The sequence below is a fragment of the Shewanella sp. 10N.286.51.B8 genome, assembly GCF_041469325.1.
Classification (GTDB): domain Bacteria; phylum Pseudomonadota; class Gammaproteobacteria; order Enterobacterales; family Shewanellaceae; genus Shewanella.
This window is the reverse complement of record NZ_JBFRKG010000027.1, coordinates 18923-38728: the sequence shown is the minus strand read 5'-3', so window position 1 is coordinate 38728 and position 19806 is coordinate 18923. Positions and strand designations below refer to the sequence as shown.

The window sequence follows — 19806 nt, the reverse complement described above, 5'->3', positions numbered from 1 at the left end:
GGTTAACCGTCGGTCTTAGCGGGTTCAATAACTTGAGATAAAAGGTGAGATTATGAAAACACGATTAAAGATGAAAAGCAGCGTTTTAGCTCTAGTAGCATCATCAGCATTATTAGCTGGTCAACTTTATGCCGCAGAGCCTGCAGATACCTCAGTTAAAACTGAGCAAACCCAAAAAGGTGAACGTGCTCACGGCGGCAAACATCACGGTAAAAGCATGCATAAAGGCGTACGTAAAATGCTACGTTCTTTAGATCTTACCGAAGCGCAAAAGACTGACGTTAAAGCGATTATGGCTAAGTACAAAGCTGAAAAAGGCGAGCGTCCTTCAGCAGAAGAGCGCAGTGCACATAAAGCAGACATGTTAGCGTTAATTACTGATGCCAACTTTAATGAGTCTCAAGCTGAGCAAATCATTGCTGCTAAGCAGGCGAAGCAAACACAACAAATGATGAATTTCTTCAAAATGCAAAATGAAATCTATCAAATTTTGACAGAAGAGCAGCAACAGAAATTTGAATCACGCTTTACCAAGGTAAAAGGTAAAGGTTCTCGTTAAATAAACCAAGACTCCGCTATAATAGAGATTAACTAAATGGCTTAATTACTAGTGTTTTCTCTATTATGACTGCAGAATCTGAATACGATTTTTGGGTAAAACTTGCCAGCCGAGCCGCGGTGGCAACAGCATTAATCCTGATCGTGATAAAACTACTCGCTTGGCTCTATTCAGGGTCGGCGAGTATGTTAGCTTCCCTTACTGACTCCTTTGCTGATGCCTTAGCATCCATAGTGAATTTCATCGCTATTCGCTATGCCATTTTACCCGCTGATGACGACCATCGATATGGTCATGGTAAAGCCGAACCTCTTGCATCACTTGCCCAATCTGCTTTCATCTTAGGCTCAGCATTTTTGTTGATGTTTTATGGTGGCGAACGGTTAATTAATCCGGTAGAGGTGGCCCATGCAGGCCTTGGGGTCATTGTCTCCATTATTGCCTTAGTCATGACTTTTGCCTTGGTGATACTGCAGAAAAAAGCCTTAGCCAAGACCAACAGCACCATAGTCGAAGCGGATTCATTGCATTATAAATCAGATTTATTTTTAAACGGTGCAGTATTGCTGGCATTGGTATTAGCACAATATGGCTGGTGGTGGGCTGATGGCTTGTTTGCAGTATTGATTGCCTTATACATTGGTCATCAAGCATTTGATTTAGCGTATCGCTCGGTTCAGTCGTTATTAGACAGGGAGCTGGATGAAGAGACTCGGGCGCAGATTGTTGCCATTGCCACCGCGGATCCGCGGGTGAATGGTATTCATGATTTACGGACGCGTCAGGCCGGTAAAACCACCTTCATTCAATTTCATATTGAATTAAATGGGCAACTGTTATTACTTGAAGCCCACGAAATTACTGATGGCACTGAAGATCGCTTACGGGCAGAGTTTGAAGATGCCGAAGTGATTATTCACCAAGACCCGATTTAATGGTTGATGACATCAATTGCAGTTGATACCGCAGTTAATAATACTGTTGCTATCAAGGGCAATATTAGCCAAATAAAAAGCCTTAACTGTTATATGCAGTTAAGGCTTTTTTACATCTGCACCCAAGTGATGAGTGCGGTTTTGATAATGTTGCGGTCGAAATTAACTTGATTCTAACTCGGTTAAAGCTTTTAAAGCTTGCTGGACAATGGCTTCAATAGAATTATCAATATTGACAGTGATCACGTCAGGCTCATTGCTTGGCTCTTCTAAGGTGGCAAACTGGCTATCAAGCATGTCAGCTTTCATAAAATGGCCATGACGGGCTTGAATTCTTTTTAAAATTAGTTGGTAACTGCCTTCAAGATACAGAAATACCACATGATTATTGCCCTCGCGTATTTGCTCGCGATAGCTTTGTTTTAATGCTGAACAGACAATCACTGCAGTTTCGTTTTTTTGTTCAATGCTAAATGCAGCATCCCTTATGCGCTCAAGCCAAGGGGCGCGGTCGGTATCATTGAGCGCTTCGCCCTTGGCCATTTTGATGATATTGGCTTTAGGATGTAGATCGTCACCGTCAATAAACTTAGCCTTGATAACAGCAGCTAAGCGCGCAGCAATGCTACTTTTTCCGCTGGCACATACGCCCATGACAATAATGCTTTTTGCGGCCATTTTCAGTCCTTGCAGTTATGTTGAGCGATATACTTCGCGGCTTTACAGCTCATGTGTTTGTGGTAATTGAGGGTTGTTACTCGCTCCATATTCGAAGCTCTGAATAATGCTTATACTCTGAGTTAATAATGCTTATACTCTGAGTTAATAGTGCTTAAACTACAAAACTAAATCAATATAGTCATAAAAAAGGAGTCATTTCATTATCGAAATAGGACTCCTTTTAGGCTGAAATAAGCAGGACTTTAATCCATTTCAAGCTCTTTTAGCTTGCGGGTGAGGGTATTACGCCCCCAGCCTAAACGTTTAGCGGCTTCTTGTTTATGGCCTTGAGTATGCTTTAGTGCGGTTTCAAGTAAAATTCGCTCAAAGGCAGGTTGCACTTCAGTTAATAAATCACTTTCACCGGCAGAGAGCTTTTCATCAATCCATTGGGTCAGCGCCATTTGCCAATCAGAAACACCATTAACACGCTCGCTGGCACTGATGGGATCTTTTAGCAGCTCAGGCGGTAAATCCTGAGGCAGGATTTCTTGCCCCGATGCCATCACTGTTAACCAGCGGCAGGTATTTTCAAGCTGACGCACATTACCCGGCCACGGCAGTTGCTCAAGTTTTTTAGCGGTTTCTTTAGTGAGGATTTTAGGCTCAACGCCGATTTCTTTGGCGGCAGTGGCAAGGAAATGGCTTGCTAACTGAGTAATATCCTCACGGCGCTGAGAAAGCGGTGGTAAATGTACTCTTATAACATTGAGACGATGAAATAAATCTTCACGGAAATCGCCTTTTTGCACCAATAATTCTAAGTCTTGGTGGGTTGCGGCAATAATACGTACATCAACTTGCACGGCAATGTGACCACCAACCCGATAAAATTGCCCATCAGCCAATACTCGCAATAGACGGGTTTGCACATCTAATGGCATATCACCAATTTCATCTAAGAATAGTGTGCCGCCATTGGCTTGCTCAAAGCGCCCTTGGCGCACATTAGCGGCACCGGTGAAGGCACCTTTTTCATGACCAAATAATTCAGATTCAATCAAATCTTTGGGGATTGCTGCCATGTTAAGGGCAATAAAAGGGTTTTCTTTACGGGGGCTATGTTTATGCAGCGCCCCAGCAACTAACTCTTTACCGGTACCAGACTGACCGTTAATAAGCACACTAATTGATGAGCGAGATAAACGGCCAATAGCGCGAAACACCTCCTGCATTGAAGGCGCTTCACCAATAATTTCTGGTGTTTTAAGCTTTTCTGGCTCAGCTACAGGCGGCGGTACTTGCTCTGTTGCATGGGTCAGTGCGCGCTCTACCAGCGCAATGGCTTCATCAATATCAAAAGGCTTTGGCAAATATTCAAATGCCCCTGCTTGATAGGCACTGACGGCACTATCCAGATCCGAATGAGCCGTCATGATGATCACCGGAATATGCGGATAGTGCATTTGCAAGCGATCAAGCAAGGTTAAGCCATCGGTACCCGGCATACGGATATCAGATACGATGACAATAGGCTGAGATATTTCTAAGGCTTGCCATAACGACTCTGCAGCGGCAAAACTTGCCGTTGTCAGTTTAGCTCCCGCTAAGGCTCTTTCTAAAACCCAGCGAATCGAGCTGTCGTCATCAAGGATCCAAACTTGTTCGCTTATGTTCATATCACTTCCTCTTGAGCCATCATTGGCAAATTATTGTAATGGCAAAATAATCGTAAATTCTGTTTGTCCTGGTGCCGATATACAATCAATCCGACCTCCATGTAATCGTGCAATATTATGGGCGATGGATAATCCTAATCCTGAGCCCTCCTCACGGCCGGTGACCATGGGATAAAACAAGGTATCTAATAGGTCTGCAGGGATCCCTGGGCCGTTATCGATAATCGACAATGCCAGTACCAGCTTAAAACGCTTAGTGCCTATGGTGACTTGATGCTGGGTGCGAGTGCGGATGAGTATTTCTCCGCCATTAGGATCTAATGCTTGCGCGGCATTTTGCACCACATTGAGCACCGCTTGCTGTAATTGATCAGCATCCATGTCCATATCGGGGATTGAAGGGTCATAATCTCGCTCCAAGCGGATATTGCTTGGTAGGGTTAGCTCGACTAAGCGCAGCACTTTTTGAACTATTTGATGAATATTGTGGGTTTCATGTTGAGTCGGGCGCTGAGGGCCCAATAGTTTATCAACTAAATTTCGTAGTCTATCGGCTTGCTCAATAATCAGATCGGTAAATTCTTTAAGGCTTGGGTCTTCTAGTTCCCGAGATAATAGTTGCGCCGCGCCTCTTAAGCCACCTAATGGGTTTTTAATTTCATGGGCGAGGTTACGCACTAAAAATTGTGCCGCCTGTTGCTGAGCATCTAAATTAAGTTGTTGATGAATACGATGTTGTTGATCAACTTGACGTAGTTCTAGCAGGCTGATGTTGTCTTCACTTTCCATCGGTATCAGGGTGATATCGATGATGTGGTGCACGCCATCAAGAGTAATTAACGCCGCAGTGTTGACGGTGATCCCTTGATTTGCGTTAACCGAGTCTTGGAGGAGCTCGGCTTCAACGCCCATGAACTGATATAGCTCAGGTAAACGCTGCTCTAGTAATTTATTGCTGCCAATACCAAGAAGTTGTTCAGCTGCAGCATTGGCATAACGCGACCGTAATTCGTTATCGATAACGAATACAGCGGTAACCAAATGATTCAGCAGATTGTTCATGTCCATCAAGTGTCCTGCAAAGTAGAGTTGCACTACTATGTTGCACCAATATGGTGCGATGCGCAACTTGTTCTACACTGGCAACTTGTTAAAACAATCTCAAATTCATAATATTTATCTTTTTGATATATATCACTTTTTACTTGGCAAAGGTCGAGGCTTTGCGATTGAGAAAACAGATGCTTGGTGTAGAAATATCTTTCTTGGAGAACTTGATGCAAGGACTTTGCCGTTTTGGGTCAAAACTTTAACCACGAGATTATGTTCACCGCGATTCACTTCGGTAACATTAAAAATACTGCTTGATTGCGGCTGACCATAAAGTAAGTCGTCGATATACAGCGCCATTAAAAAGCCACTGGGTAATTCTGGTGCAGCACTGGCAACCACAGTAAAGTTGCCATTGTTATTGCGAATGGTTTCTTCTTGGGTCGGATTAACAATACGTACCCGATACTCTACTGGTTTAGCTTCTTTTGGGCTGCTGTCTGTTTCTATGACGGTGGGCGCAGCAACACTGTTTTGGGTATTTTCACTCAATTCTACTTGTTCAGCATTTTCTCGTGGTTGGTCGCTGTAATGTACATTTCCTTGTTCATCAACCCAGCGATACACGGTGGCATGACTGATAGAAAAGATAACACTGCATAAAATAAGAGTTATTAATAAGGTTAAACGCATTTGGGGTTCCTTCACCTTCAGCTTTAAACTTTATAATATTAGCCTCTTTTGAATTAAAGATCAGTATTAACTGCTGATTAACATAGGCTAATTACTTGTACTCGCAGCAATATTCGCTAATTTCATGGGTACGAATTTTAAAGGTGACTTTCGCATCAAGTGTAAACAGTTGACCTGCTGGAACGGTTTGCCATTCACTCTTGTTGGGTAATAGCACCTCAAATGAACCTGAAGTCACATTCATGATTTCAGCGACAGCAGTGTCAAAGCTGTATTCGCCCGGCAACACTACTCCGAGAGTCTGCTGGCTTCCGTCATTAAAATGAATGGTACGACTGATGACTTTACCTTCAAAATAAACATTGGCTTGCTTGGCTACGTTAACGTGATTAATGACGGTCATATTATTCTCTGTTGATTAATTATTGAGAGAAAATATATAGTCGATTTAAGTGAGTTAAAAGTGAAATTAAGTCATGTGCTGTTTTGCGGCTAAGTATATTTAGCCAATAAAAAACCCGCCATAAGCGGGTTTTTTGGTTCTCAAAATTTGAAATCGTTAACTAATCAAAACGATTACTTAGCGCTACGGTTATGACGCTTACGCTCGTTTTCAGTTAAGTAACGCTTACGAACACGGATGTTCTCAGGAGTTACTTCTACTAATTCGTCATCATCGATGAACTCAAGCGCTTGCTCAAGGGTCATTTCGATATGCGGAGTCAGTACTTGTGCTTCATCAGTACCTGATGCACGCATGTTTGTAAGTTGCTTACCTTTCAAACAGTTAACTGTTAAATCGTTTGCACGAGCGTGTAAACCAACAACTTGACCTTCATATACTTCAGCAGCATGGCCGATGAATAGACGACCACGTTCTTGTAAACCGAACAATGCGAAAGTCAGTGCTTTACCAGTAGCGTTTGAAATCAATACACCACGAGCACGTTGACCAATGTCACCGCCTTTCACTGGACCGTAATGGTCGAATGAATGGTAGATAAGACCAGTACCAGAAGTCGCTGTCATGAATTCAGTTTGGAAACCGATTAAGCCACGGCTAGGAATGATAAAGTCGATACGTACACGACCTTTACCGTCTAGCTGCATGTCTTTCATGTCACCTTTACGTGTACCTAATTTTTCAATTACAGCACCTTGATGTTCTTCTTCAACATCAACGGTTAAGGTTTCAAATGGCTCGCACATTTCACCGTCAATTTCTTTAACGATTACTTCTGGACGTGATACCGCTAGCTCGTAACCTTCACGACGCATGTTTTCAATTAGGATACCTAAGTGTAATTCACCACGGCCTGAAACACGGAAACGATCTGGAGATTCAGTTTCTTCAACACGTAATGCAACGTTATGAATTAGCTCTTGCTCTAAACGCTCAAGGATATTACGTGAAGTAACATACTTACCTTCTTTACCAGCAAACGGAGAAGTGTTTACTTGGAAAGTCATGGTTAGCGTTGGTTCGTCAACAGAAAGAGCAGGCAAGGCTTCAACAGCGCCTGGAGCACAAATAGTGTCAGAAATTTTTAGCTCACCAAGACCGGTAATTGCAACGATGTCGCCAGCGTTAGCTTCAGCAACTTCGTGACGGTCAAGACCCATGTAACCTAATACTTGGCCAACTTTACCGTTACGTGTCTTACCGTCTGCACCAACAATAGTTACTTGTTGGTTAGGCTTAACGCTACCACGTTTAACACGACCAATACCGATAACACCTACGTATGAGTTGTAATCGATTTGAGAAATTTGCATTTGACATTCACCTTCAGCATCAGCATCAGGGAAAGAAACCTTTTCAACAATTGCTTGGAATAAAGGTGTCATGTCTTCGCTAGTTTCGTCTGGATCAAGGGTCGCGAAACCATTTAATGCAGAAGCATAAACGATAGGGAAATCTAACTGTTCGTCAGTTGCACCTAAGTTGTCGAATAAATCGAATACTTGGTCAATAACCCAATCAGGACGAGCGCCTGGACGGTCAATCTTGTTGATTACAACAATTGGCTTAAGGCCTTGAGCAAACGCTTTTTTAGTTACGAAGCGAGTTTGTGGCATTGGGCCATCAACTGCATCAACTAAAAGTAATACTGAATCTACCATAGATAGAACACGTTCAACTTCACCACCGAAATCGGCGTGACCAGGAGTGTCTACGATATTAATACGGTAGTCGTTCCATTTGATGGCGGTATTTTTAGCCAAAATGGTGATACCACGTTCTTTTTCAAGATCGTTAGAATCCATTACACGTTCTGCGGCTTCGCCTCGACTTTCAAGGGTGCCTGACTGTGCCAAAAGCTTGTCTACCAAGGTCGTTTTGCCATGGTCGACGTGAGCAATAATGGCGATGTTACGTAAATTCTCTAACACGGATAAAACCTCTATACCATCAAACAAATAAATAGGAGTTTATAGCGGCATTAAGTTTAGCCACCATAAAAAAGCGTGCCATTCTACTCCACGAGACGCTTTGCGGATAGGATTATTTTTGTACACTTTGTGATTAGCTAAAAAATAACCATCAATTTTGGCATTTATAGCATCATATAATAGTAACGATTCAGAAATGTGACAAACAATCAGCGCAGTGTTTTTAGCCGCGCACCAAAATAGAATTTGAACCATAATAGTGCGTGCGCTTGCACTAAAATGATGCAAAATTGTGTTTTCGATAATTGGCTATTAAGTCAAATATATAAAAATCATATACTTATTCAGTTGGCATGGTAATAGCTTTAAGATTGTCAATTATGTGATATTTCGACACATACGCGTCTTTAATGTCGTAGTATAGTGGTGAACTTGAATTATAAAAGGGAATACCCTTACTCTACCGGAGGCTTAAGAATGTCAGCTGAATCTGTTTTAACGCAACTTAAAGAATTGGAAGTTAAGTTTGTTGATTTACGCTTTACCGATACCAGAGGTAAAGAACAACACGTTTCTATCCCATCTCATCAGGTTGATGAAGATTTTTTTGAAGACGGCAAAATGTTCGATGGTTCGTCTATTACGGGTTGGAAAGGCATTAACGAATCTGACATGGTACTTATGCCAGATGCGAGCACGTTTGTTCTTGACCCTTTCACAGAAGAAACAACTGCACTAATCCGTTGTGACATCTTAGAGCCAGGCACAATGACAGGTTACAACCGTGACCCACGTTCTATTGCTAAAAAAGCTGAAGAATACTTAACGTCTACTGGTATTGCTGACACAGTATTAATTGGTCCAGAGCCAGAGTTCTTCTTATTTGACGATGTTAAGTTTGGTGCTGACATGTCAGGTTGTTTTGCTAAAGTTGATGCAAAAGAAGCGGCATGGAACTCAGGTACTAGCTATGAAGATGGTAACACTGGTCACCGTCCATTCGTTAAAGGTGGTTACTTCCCAGTAGCACCAGTTGATTCATCACAAGACTTACGTAGTGCTATGTGTTTAGTACTTGAAGAAATGGGTCAAGTTGTTGAAGCGCATCACCATGAAGTTGCTACAGCCGGTCAAAACGAAATCGCGACACGCTTTAACACGCTAACTGCTAAAGCTGATGAAGTTCAGATCCTTAAGTATGTTGTGCATAACATGGCACACGCATACGGTAAAACAGCGACATTTATGCCTAAGCCAGTAATGGGCGATAACGGTAGTGGTATGCACGTTCACCAATCTTTAGCTAAAGATGGCGTTAACTTATTCGCAGGCGACAAGTACGCTGGTTTAAGTGAAACTGCTCTTTACTACATTGGTGGTATCATCAAGCATGCTAAAGCGTTGAATGCATTTACTAACCCAAGCACAAACTCTTACAAGCGTCTTGTGCCACATTTCGAAGCGCCTGTCATGCTTGCATACTCTGCACGTAACCGTAGTGCTTCTATCCGTATCCCAGTGGTACCAAGCCCTAAAGGTCGTCGTATTGAAACACGTTTCCCTGATCCACATGCAAACCCATATTTAGGTTTTGCTGCGCTATTAATGGCAGGTCTAGACGGTATCCAAAACAAGATTCACCCAGGTGAAGCTATGGATAAAGATTTATACGACTTACCAGCAGAAGAAGCGACTGAGATCCCACAAGTTGCGACTTCACTAGAAGATGCACTTGCAAGCTTAGATGCGGACCGTGAGTTCTTAGTTAAAGGTGAAGTATTCACTAATGACTTTATCGATTCATATATTGCTATCAAGCAAGGTGAAGCAGAGCGTGTTGCACGTACTACTCACCCAGTTGAATTTGAACTTTACTACTCACTATAAGACGTCTTTATAGACCGCTTTTATAGTAGTAAATAACAGTTAGTAAAAAGCCCTTACTGGTTTCCAGTAAGGGCTTTTTTGATCTTTGCATATTCATAAAACGGCAGGGTGGATGGATATTTAGCAAAGTGGCTGTTTGATTTTTCTACAATCTATTTTACAAATTCAATGTGTTTGTCGGTATATTAAATGAACAAATAGATGCTAACTTGTTAATCATGACCAAATTGGCAATAAATGGATTTTACTACATATACTTAAATACACGCTTTTAATTATTAGTCGCGCATGATTAATAGCAAATGATTGCAAAATAAGGACTCATGATGATAACCAATATCAAACGTCTCTGGCTGCAAGTGCTAACTGTATGGATAGCATTGTTGCTATTACCCTTTTCGGCAGTAGCAATTGAATGGCCGCAAGATGTTGAAACGAAACTCGGCACCTTAGTGGTTTATCAGCCGCAGCCAGAATCGTTAGATGGCAATATCTTGATGAGCCGCGCTGCGATGTCATTTGAAGTGGAAGGTCAAGACGACCCTGTATTTGGCGCTTTTTGGTTTAGCGCTAGAATCGATACTGACGACGATGTTGCTTTGGTACGTAATATTGAAGTCACCGAAGTGCGCTGGCCCTCATCAACTGCTGAAGACCAACAAACGTTCACCGATACTGTTTCAGAAGCCTTAGCCACTACCAGCTTTGAAATATCCATGGAACGTTTGTCAGCCAGCCTTGAAAATGCTGAGCAGGTAAAACGCAGCTTAGATAATATTAACAACGATGCGCCAGAAATCGTCTTCAGTAATAACTTGAGCGTGTTGCTGTCCTATGATGGTGAGCCACAATTTAGTGAAATTGAAAATAGTCCCTATGAGCGAGTGTTAAATACCCCTTTTGCCGTTGCCCGTAATACGCAAACGAACAAGCTGTATTTAAGCAGTGGTACCTTTTGGTATGTGGCAGATGATGCTATGGGGCCATGGCAAGTCACATTGTATCCTCCTGAAGATTTGGTCAGCATGGTGAATACCGAGGATGAAACCGCTAAAAGCACCGTCAATGCGCCGCAGATTATTACCACTAATGAACCGACTGAGTTAGTGGCCACTGATGGCTCACCCAATTGGCAAAGTCTGATTGATGGTAAGTTACTTTATGTCACCAATACCGAAACCCCATGGGTAAGAGAGACCTCCTCTGGCGATATGTATGTGCTTTTATCTGGGCGTTGGTTTAAATCTAAAAAGCAGGCCGGACCTTGGCAGTTTGTTAGGGCTGACAAACTGCCTGAAAGCTTTAACGATATCCCTCCCGAATCTGATATTGGTGGCTTAAGGGTCTCAGTTGCAGGCACTGATGAAGCCAATCAAGCAGTGCTAGATGCGCAAATCCCGCAAACTGCAGCGATTAAGCGTGATGAAGCCACACTGGAGGTTGAATACGATGGCGAGCCTAAATTTGAAGTTGTTACTGGCACCGCGGTTTCCTATGCCGTCAATACCGCCACGCAAGTACTATTCATTAATAAAGCATATTACGCAGTCGATAATGGGGTGTGGTTTACCTCAAAAACTGCCAAAGGCCCGTGGATTGTTGCTGATAATATTCCTGATGAAGAAATTGCCAAGATACCCGCAAGTTCGCCGGTTTATAACACCACTTACGTGCAGGTTTATGATTCAACCCCTGAAGTGGTTTACGTAGGTTATACGCCGGGTTATATGTGGTCATACCCTTATTATGGGGTGCCAATTTACGGTACCGGCTGGTATTACCCACCGTATCGAGGCCGTTATTATTATCCTCGCCCACCGACCTGGGGATTACATGTTGGTTATAATCCGTGGACAGGTTGGAATGTTGGCGTGAGCTGGAGCAACGGCTTTTTCAATGCTGGTGTGGTATGGGGAGGCGGTTATGGTTATCGTCGCCCATGCTGTGGTGGCTATTATGGCGGTGGCTATAGACGACCAGTGGTGATCAATACCGGTCGTATCAATATTGGTAACAGTATCAGTGTCGGTAATCGCACTAAAATGCATAATCATATGCGTTCGAACAAATTAGCTAATAATCGCGCTAGACCCAATAACCTTTACCATCGCGAGGCGAATCGTAAACGCTTAGCCAGCCCAAGTGTAGCCAATAAGCATTTTAATAAAGCGAAGGTAAATAAAAAGCGCACTAATGATGTGTTTGCCGATAAGCACGGTAATGTTGCCCGTGATAATAAAGGCAAGTGGGAAAATCGTAGCGATGGTAAGTGGAATAATGTGCCATCAAAAGCTCAAGGGTCTAAACCTAGCAATGTAAATAAACCGTCAAAGGGCAATAGTAGTAGTTTTCCTTCGACACGGCCATCTAGCACTACTCGTCCGGCGAGTAATACCCGTCCCGCCAATAATACTCGTCCTGTTACAAGTACGCGGCCATCAACCTCGATTCAACCGAGTCGAAATCAAACTAGCCACAGCCAACCGAGCCGTAATCAGTCGAGTAATATGAGTCACTCAATTAATCGAACTCGCTCGAGTAGCATAGATCATCAAAGTCTGAATCGTTCTCGACAAGCGCGTCAGTCAGGAATGACCAGAGAAGGGCGAAGCAGAGGAAAATAGCTGTTTATCGCAATTTAGCCAAAGCCCGCAGTCGCGGGCTTTGCTTGGGCGCATTAGTTCAGAGTCAAGTTTACAGCAGATAAGTTACCCGTCATAAATGCTCTGTAGTAAGCCTAGCTCTCAGTGTAATGGCTTCTCAGCTATGATTGTAAATCAGCATATGCTCACTAGAGCTTAATTATTGGAACCCAACCATGTGGAATGCCCTTAGCGCTTATCGCTCATCGATTATTTTACTCTCGGCACTCATTTTAGGCGGAGTATTGGGTTTAGTTGCCCCTGAGATCGCATTAAAACTTAAACCCATAGGGCAAATATTTCTCAATTTGTTGTTCATGATAATTGTGCCTTTGGTCGCCGTTAGCGTGATGTCATCTATTGCCAAAATGACCGATTTAAAAAAGCTCGGCTCCATACTTGCCACCATCATGGGCGTGTCCATTGTCATGGCGATGATCCCCGCTGTAGGCATTACCTTGTTGGCGCTAGCATTTGACCCTGCCCAAGGAGTGACACTTGATTTAGCCGATACCGTTGAAACCACTGGCAGTATGGATTTTGTGAGCTTATTAACCACCAATGATTTTGTGGGCTTAATGTCTAAATCGAATATTTTAGCGCTGATCATTATGTCGCTGATCACCGGAATAGCGATTGGTCAATCAGGTGAAGACGGCCTCAAAGTTTCGGCATTATTGGATAGCTTTAATACCGTGATCATGAAAATCATAGCCATCTTAATGTACTTAGCACCAATTGGCTTAGGGGCTTATTTTGCCGCAACTATGGCCAGTCAAGATGCTGAGTTAATGGGCACATTTGCCCGAGCTATTGCGCTATTTTTAGTGGCAACCTTTTTGTATTTAACTTTAGGCTCAACGCTATATGCATGGATTGGAGGTGGAGGGAAAGGAGTAAATAATTTTTGGCAGCATATGTTAGCTCCTGCAGTAACCGCCCTAGGTACTAGTTCCTCTTTGGCCACCTTGCCAGTTAATATTCGCACAGCAAGTAAAATGGGTTTAAATGAGCAAATAGCTGAAATCAGCTTGCCGCTATTGGTGAATTTAAATAAAGGCGGCGCAGCGATGATAACCGCGCTTAAAATCGTATTTATCTATTCATTACTTGGGCTCGACTTTAGCGCGGATGTGTTTATGTTAACCATTTTGATTTCGGTGCTGTCAGCATTTGTCATTGGCGGCGTGCCTGGCGGGGCATTTTTAGGGGAAATCTTTATTGTGACAACCTTAGGCTTACCCGTCGAAGTGATCCCTATTTTGGTGGTATTAGGCGCCATTACCGATGCAGCATCGACTGTCATCAATGTGGTACATGATTTAACGGCCACTCAAATTATTCAACGGATTAATGGTAGGCATTATATAAATTGAATTAACTGAACTGAGTTTAAGGGGGATGTAAGTCGGAGCTTTAATTGGGGGATACTCCCCCTTAACGTTGAACAAAATTAGAACCCATGCGGCAATCTGATTGCTTATTATAATCATACGCTGATTTTCGCTGTGCCTAAAAATGACTACATTGACCTGTATTAATCGCTAGGGTATTGATTTCACTGCAGCGCCATCAGGCGCGATTGCTACTTTTAGATTATTATTAGCTTGTTACGTATAATTTTATATAGGGATGGAATAGTTTGAGAAATGGATTTTTAAGCCAATTAGTACTGTTAATAATGCTGATGTTGGTCACTGCTAATGTCTTTGCGAATAATAAAGTTGGCAGCATAAACCTTCAATGTAATGACTGTAATTCAGATAAAAAATATCAAGCTGCAGCATTATCAGCGTTAGCCAATCGCCAGCACGCGTTTATGAATGTGGTTAACTTTAGCCAATTTGAGCTACGTAAATTTGAAGTAATTAAATTAATGGTTGAAGTGTGTAGTGACTATAATCGCTCTGCCACCCAAGGCATTTGCCAGTTTGAAGACCGCTCTACCATTATTCCCTTAGCGCCACAAAATCTCGAGCGTGAACAGTTTATTACTTATGCAGAGTATTTATATCAGCAGGACTTTTTTGAGCCGCTACAAATAAAGGTTGCTCCAGACATTGCCGCAACAGCATGGTCATTAGTTAATGATAAAGACCGAATAGTGCAAATTAATGCAGATTGGAAGCGTAAGATAACTTATTACCAGTTCAAAAAGATGTGGTTTGAAGCCTATATCCAAGGGGTTGAATATAATACCCCCATTGCTAATTTATCCCCTGAAATAACATTTGAATTTGCCGATAAATCGACGTTAACGTCACTCGTTAGCGGCTTTGATGATGAGCAAAGGTTACATTTTTCAGCTCGAAAGCTAAAAGATAGTAACAATAATCAGTTATCAATGACTGCAATTGCATCACTCAGTAATGGCGATACATTCCAGTTTGGCTCAGTAGAGACTGAGGCTTATCAAGTATTATCACACTTGGCTGCCTCGCAGGGTTTTATACTTGATCAAAAGCAGATGCTTACACATATTGAGGTGACATTGATTGCTTGCCGAGATGGCGTTAAGACTTGTTCTGAACTGGATAAATTGGCAACTAAAGAGAAAAGCAGCTTTTAAGTCAGGACTTAAAAGCTGCTCACTTTATTTTTAAGATGTTAACCCTTTTCCATGGCTTCAATAAACTTATTCGATTCAGCAATCGATTTGTTCATTTCGCTGATCAAGCTAGTAATATCTGATTGCAGGCTTTGGAATTCACCTTTAATGGCGCCAATGGCCTGCGCATTAAGGTTATGCTTTAAATACAACATATTGTCTTTCATAGCCGTCAGGATCGGAGGCATTTTTGCTTCGGCGCGGCGCATGCCTTTGACCAATGAATCGTAAGAGCGCTGGGTTTCATTCAATTTAGAGGTGCTATTACGGCGTAGGCTCGCTTTGCTGATTTCTTGAATTTCAGCTTGCCACTCTTCAAATAGAGCTTCAGCTACATCTTCAACTTTATCGATGCGATCGCCCACTTCATCAGCGGCTGACTGCGCTGAATCATATTCATCTTTAGCTTTGTTATAAGCATCTTCAAGATCGCCACCATCAAAGGCAAGTAACGCCTGCATTTCTTCTAACGCAGAACTAAATTGCTCTTGGGCTTCTTCTTGGGACTCTTTTGCTTCCTGGACGCGATCAACCATGATGTCACGCTTGTGGTAGCCGACCTTTTCCATGGCGCCATAATAAGCGCTTTGACAACCGCTAAGTAGTAAGCTGCTACTCAGTAATGCCAAGGATATCCATTTCTTCATTGTTTACTCTCTTATCGTATTATCGAATTAGTCGGCGGTAAATGTGGCAGCATCAATAATGCTCCAAAGGTGAAGTATGGCACCAATAATGGCTGGGATGATTAATACCCAGAAGAAGTAACATACTGCTGTAAGACAGAAAAATAGAATTGCAGCTATAATACGACCTTGAACCAGTTGACCTAAACCTGGGAAAAAGAAACTGGCGATGGCGGCAATCACATTACCAGCAGAACCTTGTTGAGACATTAAATCGCTCCCTTGGAGTGTAACTATCGTGTTATAACATTGTACGAATTAAAACGCAGAATTGAAAATAAAATAATCAAGAGAATATTGTGACAAATAAGATAGATGTAGCCTATATCCAACGAGTTTTTATTAGCATTTGGCAATTTATACTTCACCTTAAGCAGCGCTTGGTAGAAGATCAAATCAATGTCAAAGCAGGTCACTTAGCCTATGTGACACTATTATCACTAGTGCCAATGGTGGCGGTGACCATGTCGATGTTGTCGGCGTTTCCAGTATTTAAAGGTATTCGCGGTAAAATTGAGAGCTTTATTTACGACAACTTTTTGCCTGCCGCTGGCGATACCGTACAGGTTTATATCAATGAATTTGTTGAAAATGCCTCAAAGGGCACCTTTGTCGGGGTGATTGCGTTAGTGGTGGTGGCCTTGTTGCTAATTTCTGCTATCGATAAAGCGCTGAATAATATTTGGCGTACCACTGAAAGCCGCTCTTATATGGTGTCTTTTTCTATGTATTGGATGGTACTGACATTAGGGCCAGTATTGATTGGTGCCAGCTTAGTGGCAACCTCTTATGTGGTGTCATTAACGGTATTTGATAATAGCGAAATATCAGGCTTAATGACTTGGCTGGTTGAGCGTTTGCCGATGTTGTTTTCTGTGTCCTCGATTTTACTGTTGTATATGGTGGTGCCCAATAAAAAAGTGCATTTTTTACATGCCTTATTAGGTGCTGTGGTAGCGGCGATGCTATTTGAAGCGGGTAAAAAAGGTTTTGCCTTTTATGTTACGCAGTTTCCCAGTTATGAAGCCATTTATGGCGCGCTAGCCACCATCCCGATTTTGTTTGTGTGGATTTATGTGTCGTGGATAATTGTTTTATTAGGAGCAGAAATAACGGCCGCGATGCCTGAGTACCTCGATACCGGGATTTTTTCTACTTCAGAAGATAATGAGAAGTAACACAAGCATTATAAATACACCGACTGGGCTTAGCACTTGAGCCTGACATGAGTGTTAACTTGCGATGCTTTATCGCTAGCAAAGATAACTTAACAAGGAACGAAAATGAAAAAATTGATACTTGCAGCATGCGTAATAGGGTTATCTGCTTGCGCCGCCACCGAAAATACCACAGAAGATACTGTAGTTTCTGCTGCTCCTAAGATGATCAACATGGCTAATATGACCGATGAGCAAGCCGCTGAAGAATTATATAAAACGTTGCTAAACGCCAGTTACTTAGCCACTAAACTCAGCCCTAATAGTGTGGCGGTGCAATTTGGGGAAACTCAGTTTGTGCTGCAGCCTAGCATGAGTGAGCAAGGGGTCGATCGTATTCTTACCAATCGATTGTTTGCGGTGCATCCGCAATTACATGGCAGTAAAGAGCTATTGTTGTTAATTGGCTCACTAAACCAAAAGCTTAATTTTGCTAAGTTCGTCATTCGCGACAATGGGGCGGTGATCCAAGTACAAGGCGCTGCGACATTTGTTGATTCCATTGAACTGGAAGAATTACGCCGCTTTATGTTGTGGACTGATGAAGGCCTTAATCAAGTGGGTAAATCATTACCCAAAGGATCTGAGCATTTAATTAAACCGATCCCAGTGATGAAACAAGATATCGCTGGCTAAGGTTATTGTTGGTGTAGGTAAATCCGCAAGTAATCGCACAATTCTTCACGTAAGTATTAGGAAGTAACATTGATTGGCTTAATCCAAAGGGTGACACGTGCCAGTGTCACCATCGACTCTGAGCTAGGGCAAGAAGTCACCGGTAGTATCAATAAAGGTTTATTAGTGCTGCTTGGGGTGGAACGTGACGATGACATTGAGAAAATGCAAAAGCTGGCCAAAAAAGTCATCGGCTATCGTGTGTTTAGTGATGAAAACGGCAAGATGAATTTAAATCTGCAACAAGCTGGTGGTGAGTTACTGGTAGTGTCACAGTTTACCTTAGCCGCTGATACTGGCCGAGGGCTGCGTCCAAGCTTCTCCAGCGCTGCGACTCCAGATCAAGCCAATGAGCTATATGAAGCTTTCGTGGCTTTTTGTCGTGAACAAGGGGTGACAACTGCTACAGGCTCTTTCGGCGCAAACATGAAGGTAGAGTTAGTTAATGATGGTCCTGTGACCTTTAATTTACAGGTTTAAAGGAGCACATTATGGCGGCTAAAGAGCAACTTATTGAACTGCAAAACACTTGGTATCAAACCATTCCTTTGAGTGAGTTTATGCAAGTGCAGCCGCTGAGTTTTCAGCAGCAAACACTCACAGTTACCGCGCCGCTCGAGCCCAATATTAACCTGCATCAAACCATGTTTGCTGGCAGTATTTATACCCTGGCTACCCTAACGGGCTGGGGGATGATGTGGTTACAGCAAAAGTTGCAAGGTTTTAGTGGTGATATCGTATTAGCAGATGCACACATCCGCTATAGCGCGCCCATTACTGAAGCCCCCACTGCTAGTGTTATTTGGCCAGATGTTTCATTAGCAAGCCTTGCTGATGGCGGTAAGGTAAAAGTGAAACTTGAGGTACAGCTGCATTGTAAAGATAAGCTTTGTGCCAGCTTTACTGGGCTGTATTTTAGCATTGCTAAGTTAACTTGATTTAAGCTTTGCTCAAGATACTGTGGTGTTAGATCAGAAGATGATTTAAGTATTAATATGTCACTATCTGTTGTAGTCGCGATTAAGTCTAACTAATTTAATTTATTGCAGTTAATGCTGAATTGTTAATGGGTTAACTAATCAATTCGGGTAGACAGTGCCGTGAAGCTGAATTAGCATTGAATACTTTATCTAAAAAAATAGCGACACTCATGTCGCTATTTTTTATGCCATTGATTTAGATTGCGCATATTGGAACCTGCCATTGCAAATCATAACCCCAATGATAACGGTTCTATCAGTTGGCCATTTGCTGCTGAAGTTTTCTAATTGCCGTTTTAATTTTACGGCTATTTTCAGGTCCCATACGCACCATAAATTTTTGCACATTTGGCAGTGCTTCTAGTTTAGGGTCGACAAACTGATAATTGACACTGATAGAACTTAATTCAATCGGGTCTTCAATAATCGGCGCTGATAAGATCATCTCAAAGGCTTGCTGCATGCGCTCGTCAAATGACATATCGCTATAACCTAGCTCTGCAAAAGCTTCGTCAAATATTGGCATGAGTTCTTTATAAGTGTTGATTAACTGCTCGTCATTCATATCTGACACCATGTTGGCGTACAGGTCATAACGATGGTAACTGTCAGGGTTTAAATAGGTTTTGTTAGTGATTTCACTGACGGTGAATTTATCTTTAGGGCCTTTCAGTGGGCTGGCTTTACGGATCACTTCACCTTGGGCCATATTATCGACAAATACCACAAACTGGCGGGCAATGTCTTTTTTAACAAGTAGTGGCTCGATTTTCATCCCATCAGCCATCTCAACCGTTTTCTGGGCGACAAAGTCATCACTTTCAATCAGTGTAGGTAAGGGCTCTACTACTTCAGGCTCTGGAGCTTCAATAATAGTGGGTTCAATAACTTCCACTATCACTTCTTCAATAGGCTCTTGCTCAATAGGTTGTTCAGGCACAGGCTCTGGTAGTTGCACAGGTATTGGCGCTTCGACTTCAGGTGCTTTATCGGCCGAGAAGTAGAAATAGCCTGCACCAGCCAGTAAAACCGCAATGGTGATACCAATCACACCCGCGTTACTACCACTGGCGCGACTTGAGTGCGGTGTGGCTCTATCATTTTGATTGACTTGCATGTCTATTCCTTAGCTTTAAACGTC

General features: G+C 42.5%; 19 protein-coding genes. 10 read left to right on the top strand and 9 right to left on the bottom strand.

Annotated features, from left to right (window positions below):
* Positions 1-52 precede the first annotated feature (52 nt).
* Both AB4160_RS10830 and AB4160_RS10825 read left to right on the top strand, forming a co-directional pair.
* Positions 53-559 (top strand): Spy/CpxP family protein refolding chaperone, encoded by a 507-nt coding sequence (locus AB4160_RS10830; protein ID WP_102440169.1) that lies wholly within the window; start codon positions 53-55, stop codon positions 557-559.
* Positions 560-624: 65 nt separating this feature from the next.
* Positions 625-1494, top strand: coding sequence for a cation diffusion facilitator family transporter (locus tag AB4160_RS10825; RefSeq protein WP_102440170.1), 870 nt, complete (start codon positions 625-627; stop codon positions 1492-1494).
* 162 nt (positions 1495-1656) lie between these two features.
* On the opposite strand, the gene AB4160_RS10820 is transcribed toward AB4160_RS10825, so the two are convergent.
* From AB4160_RS10820 to typA, 6 genes are all read right to left on the bottom strand, one after another.
* A complete protein-coding gene (locus AB4160_RS10820; RefSeq protein WP_102440171.1) occupies positions 1657-2172 on the bottom strand; it encodes a gluconokinase in 516 nt (171 codons plus the stop codon).
* A 245-nt stretch (positions 2173-2417) separates the two neighbouring features.
* On the bottom strand, positions 2418-3833 hold the full coding sequence (gene glnG / locus AB4160_RS10815) for a nitrogen regulation protein NR(I) (protein ID WP_102440172.1): 1416 nt from the start codon (positions 3831-3833) through the stop codon (positions 2418-2420).
* A gap of 30 nt (positions 3834-3863) precedes the next feature.
* Complete coding sequence (gene glnL, locus AB4160_RS10810) at positions 3864-4901, bottom strand: nitrogen regulation protein NR(II) (RefSeq protein WP_372004587.1); 1038 nt, start codon at positions 4899-4901, stop codon at positions 3864-3866.
* A 126-nt stretch (positions 4902-5027) separates the two neighbouring features.
* Complete coding sequence (locus tag AB4160_RS10805; RefSeq protein WP_102440174.1) at positions 5028-5576, bottom strand: DUF4124 domain-containing protein; 549 nt, start codon at positions 5574-5576, stop codon at positions 5028-5030.
* A gap of 91 nt (positions 5577-5667) precedes the next feature.
* Positions 5668-5979, bottom strand: a complete 312-nt coding sequence (locus tag AB4160_RS10800) for a pyrimidine/purine nucleoside phosphorylase (protein ID WP_102440175.1) — start codon at positions 5977-5979, stop codon at positions 5668-5670.
* 173 nt (positions 5980-6152) lie between these two features.
* Positions 6153-7970 carry a translational GTPase TypA gene (gene typA / locus AB4160_RS10795; RefSeq protein ID WP_076538117.1) on the bottom strand — a complete coding sequence of 606 codons (1818 nt, stop codon included), beginning with the start codon at positions 7968-7970 and terminating at the stop codon, positions 6153-6155.
* 477 nt (positions 7971-8447) lie between these two features.
* Between typA and glnA the strand changes: the two genes are divergently transcribed.
* The 4 genes from glnA to AB4160_RS10775 all read left to right on the top strand — a co-directional run bounded on the left by glnA (position 8448) and on the right by AB4160_RS10775 (position 15068).
* A complete protein-coding gene (gene glnA / locus AB4160_RS10790) occupies positions 8448-9857 on the top strand; it encodes a glutamate--ammonia ligase (RefSeq protein ID WP_372004584.1) in 1410 nt (469 codons plus the stop codon).
* A 323-nt stretch (positions 9858-10180) separates the two neighbouring features.
* The gene (locus AB4160_RS10785; RefSeq protein ID WP_372004582.1) at positions 10181-12481 is read left to right on the top strand and encodes a carbohydrate-binding family V/XII; all 2301 of its coding nucleotides are present in this window, start codon (positions 10181-10183) and stop codon (positions 12479-12481) included.
* Between the two features lie 194 nt (positions 12482-12675).
* Complete coding sequence (locus AB4160_RS10780; RefSeq protein WP_372004581.1) at positions 12676-13875, top strand: dicarboxylate/amino acid:cation symporter; 1200 nt, start codon at positions 12676-12678, stop codon at positions 13873-13875.
* A gap of 266 nt (positions 13876-14141) precedes the next feature.
* Entirely contained in the window at positions 14142-15068 is a 927-nt protein-coding gene (locus tag AB4160_RS10775; RefSeq protein ID WP_133126585.1) for a hypothetical protein, read from the top strand.
* A gap of 38 nt (positions 15069-15106) precedes the next feature.
* On the opposite strand, the gene AB4160_RS10770 is transcribed toward AB4160_RS10775, so the two are convergent.
* Positions 15107-15754 (bottom strand): DUF2959 domain-containing protein, encoded by a 648-nt coding sequence (locus tag AB4160_RS10770; RefSeq protein ID WP_372004579.1) that lies wholly within the window; start codon positions 15752-15754, stop codon positions 15107-15109.
* A gap of 27 nt (positions 15755-15781) precedes the next feature.
* A complete protein-coding gene (locus AB4160_RS10765; RefSeq protein WP_076538103.1) occupies positions 15782-16003 on the bottom strand; it encodes a hypothetical protein in 222 nt (73 codons plus the stop codon).
* An 89-nt stretch (positions 16004-16092) separates the two neighbouring features.
* Here AB4160_RS10765 and AB4160_RS10760 point away from each other — a divergent pair, with 89 nt between their 5' ends.
* The 4 genes from AB4160_RS10760 to AB4160_RS10745 all read left to right on the top strand — a co-directional run bounded on the left by AB4160_RS10760 (position 16093) and on the right by AB4160_RS10745 (position 18623).
* Entirely contained in the window at positions 16093-16971 is an 879-nt protein-coding gene (locus AB4160_RS10760) for a virulence factor BrkB family protein (RefSeq protein ID WP_372004576.1), read from the top strand.
* Positions 16972-17076: 105 nt separating this feature from the next.
* Positions 17077-17646, top strand: a complete 570-nt coding sequence (locus AB4160_RS10755; protein WP_372004574.1) for a hypothetical protein — start codon at positions 17077-17079, stop codon at positions 17644-17646.
* Positions 17647-17715: 69 nt separating this feature from the next.
* Positions 17716-18165 carry a D-aminoacyl-tRNA deacylase gene (gene dtd, locus AB4160_RS10750; protein WP_102439862.1) on the top strand — a complete coding sequence of 150 codons (450 nt, stop codon included), beginning with the start codon at positions 17716-17718 and terminating at the stop codon, positions 18163-18165.
* 11 nt (positions 18166-18176) lie between these two features.
* A complete protein-coding gene (locus AB4160_RS10745) occupies positions 18177-18623 on the top strand; it encodes a thioesterase domain-containing protein (protein WP_372000703.1) in 447 nt (148 codons plus the stop codon).
* Positions 18624-18921: 298 nt separating this feature from the next.
* Here AB4160_RS10745 and AB4160_RS10740 read toward each other — a convergent pair whose 3' ends face one another.
* Positions 18922-19782, bottom strand: a complete 861-nt coding sequence (locus AB4160_RS10740; RefSeq protein ID WP_102520350.1) for a DUF3014 domain-containing protein — start codon at positions 19780-19782, stop codon at positions 18922-18924.
* Positions 19783-19806: the final 24 nt, after the last annotated feature.

What these genes read in the sequence shown, in the direction of transcription:
- AB4160_RS10830 (WP_102440169.1), top strand. Translation starts at nt 53, where the DNA reads ATGAAAACACGATTAAAGATGAAAAGCAGCGTTTTAGCTCTAGTAGCA.
- AB4160_RS10825 (WP_102440170.1), top strand. Translation starts at nt 625, where the DNA reads ATGACTGCAGAATCTGAATACGATTTTTGGGTAAAACTTGCCAGCCGA.
- AB4160_RS10820 (WP_102440171.1), bottom strand. Translation starts at nt 2,172, where the DNA reads ATGGCCGCAAAAAGCATTATTGTCATGGGCGTATGTGCCAGCGGAAAA.
- glnG (WP_102440172.1), bottom strand. Translation starts at nt 3,833, where the DNA reads ATGAACATAAGCGAACAAGTTTGGATCCTTGATGACGACAGCTCGATT.
- glnL (WP_372004587.1), bottom strand. Translation starts at nt 4,901, where the DNA reads ATGGACATGAACAATCTGCTGAATCATTTGGTTACCGCTGTATTCGTT.
- AB4160_RS10805 (WP_102440174.1), bottom strand. Translation starts at nt 5,576, where the DNA reads ATGCGTTTAACCTTATTAATAACTCTTATTTTATGCAGTGTTATCTTT.
- AB4160_RS10800 (WP_102440175.1), bottom strand. Translation starts at nt 5,979, where the DNA reads ATGACCGTCATTAATCACGTTAACGTAGCCAAGCAAGCCAATGTTTAT.
- glnA (WP_372004584.1), top strand. Translation starts at nt 8,448, where the DNA reads ATGTCAGCTGAATCTGTTTTAACGCAACTTAAAGAATTGGAAGTTAAG.
- AB4160_RS10785 (WP_372004582.1), top strand. Translation starts at nt 10,181, where the DNA reads ATGATGATAACCAATATCAAACGTCTCTGGCTGCAAGTGCTAACTGTA.
- AB4160_RS10780 (WP_372004581.1), top strand. Translation starts at nt 12,676, where the DNA reads ATGTGGAATGCCCTTAGCGCTTATCGCTCATCGATTATTTTACTCTCG.
- AB4160_RS10770 (WP_372004579.1), bottom strand. Translation starts at nt 15,754, where the DNA reads ATGAAGAAATGGATATCCTTGGCATTACTGAGTAGCAGCTTACTACTT.
- AB4160_RS10765 (WP_076538103.1), bottom strand. Translation starts at nt 16,003, where the DNA reads ATGTCTCAACAAGGTTCTGCTGGTAATGTGATTGCCGCCATCGCCAGT.
- AB4160_RS10755 (WP_372004574.1), top strand. Translation starts at nt 17,077, where the DNA reads ATGAAAAAATTGATACTTGCAGCATGCGTAATAGGGTTATCTGCTTGC.
- AB4160_RS10745 (WP_372000703.1), top strand. Translation starts at nt 18,177, where the DNA reads ATGGCGGCTAAAGAGCAACTTATTGAACTGCAAAACACTTGGTATCAA.
- AB4160_RS10740 (WP_102520350.1), bottom strand. Translation starts at nt 19,782, where the DNA reads ATGCAAGTCAATCAAAATGATAGAGCCACACCGCACTCAAGTCGCGCC.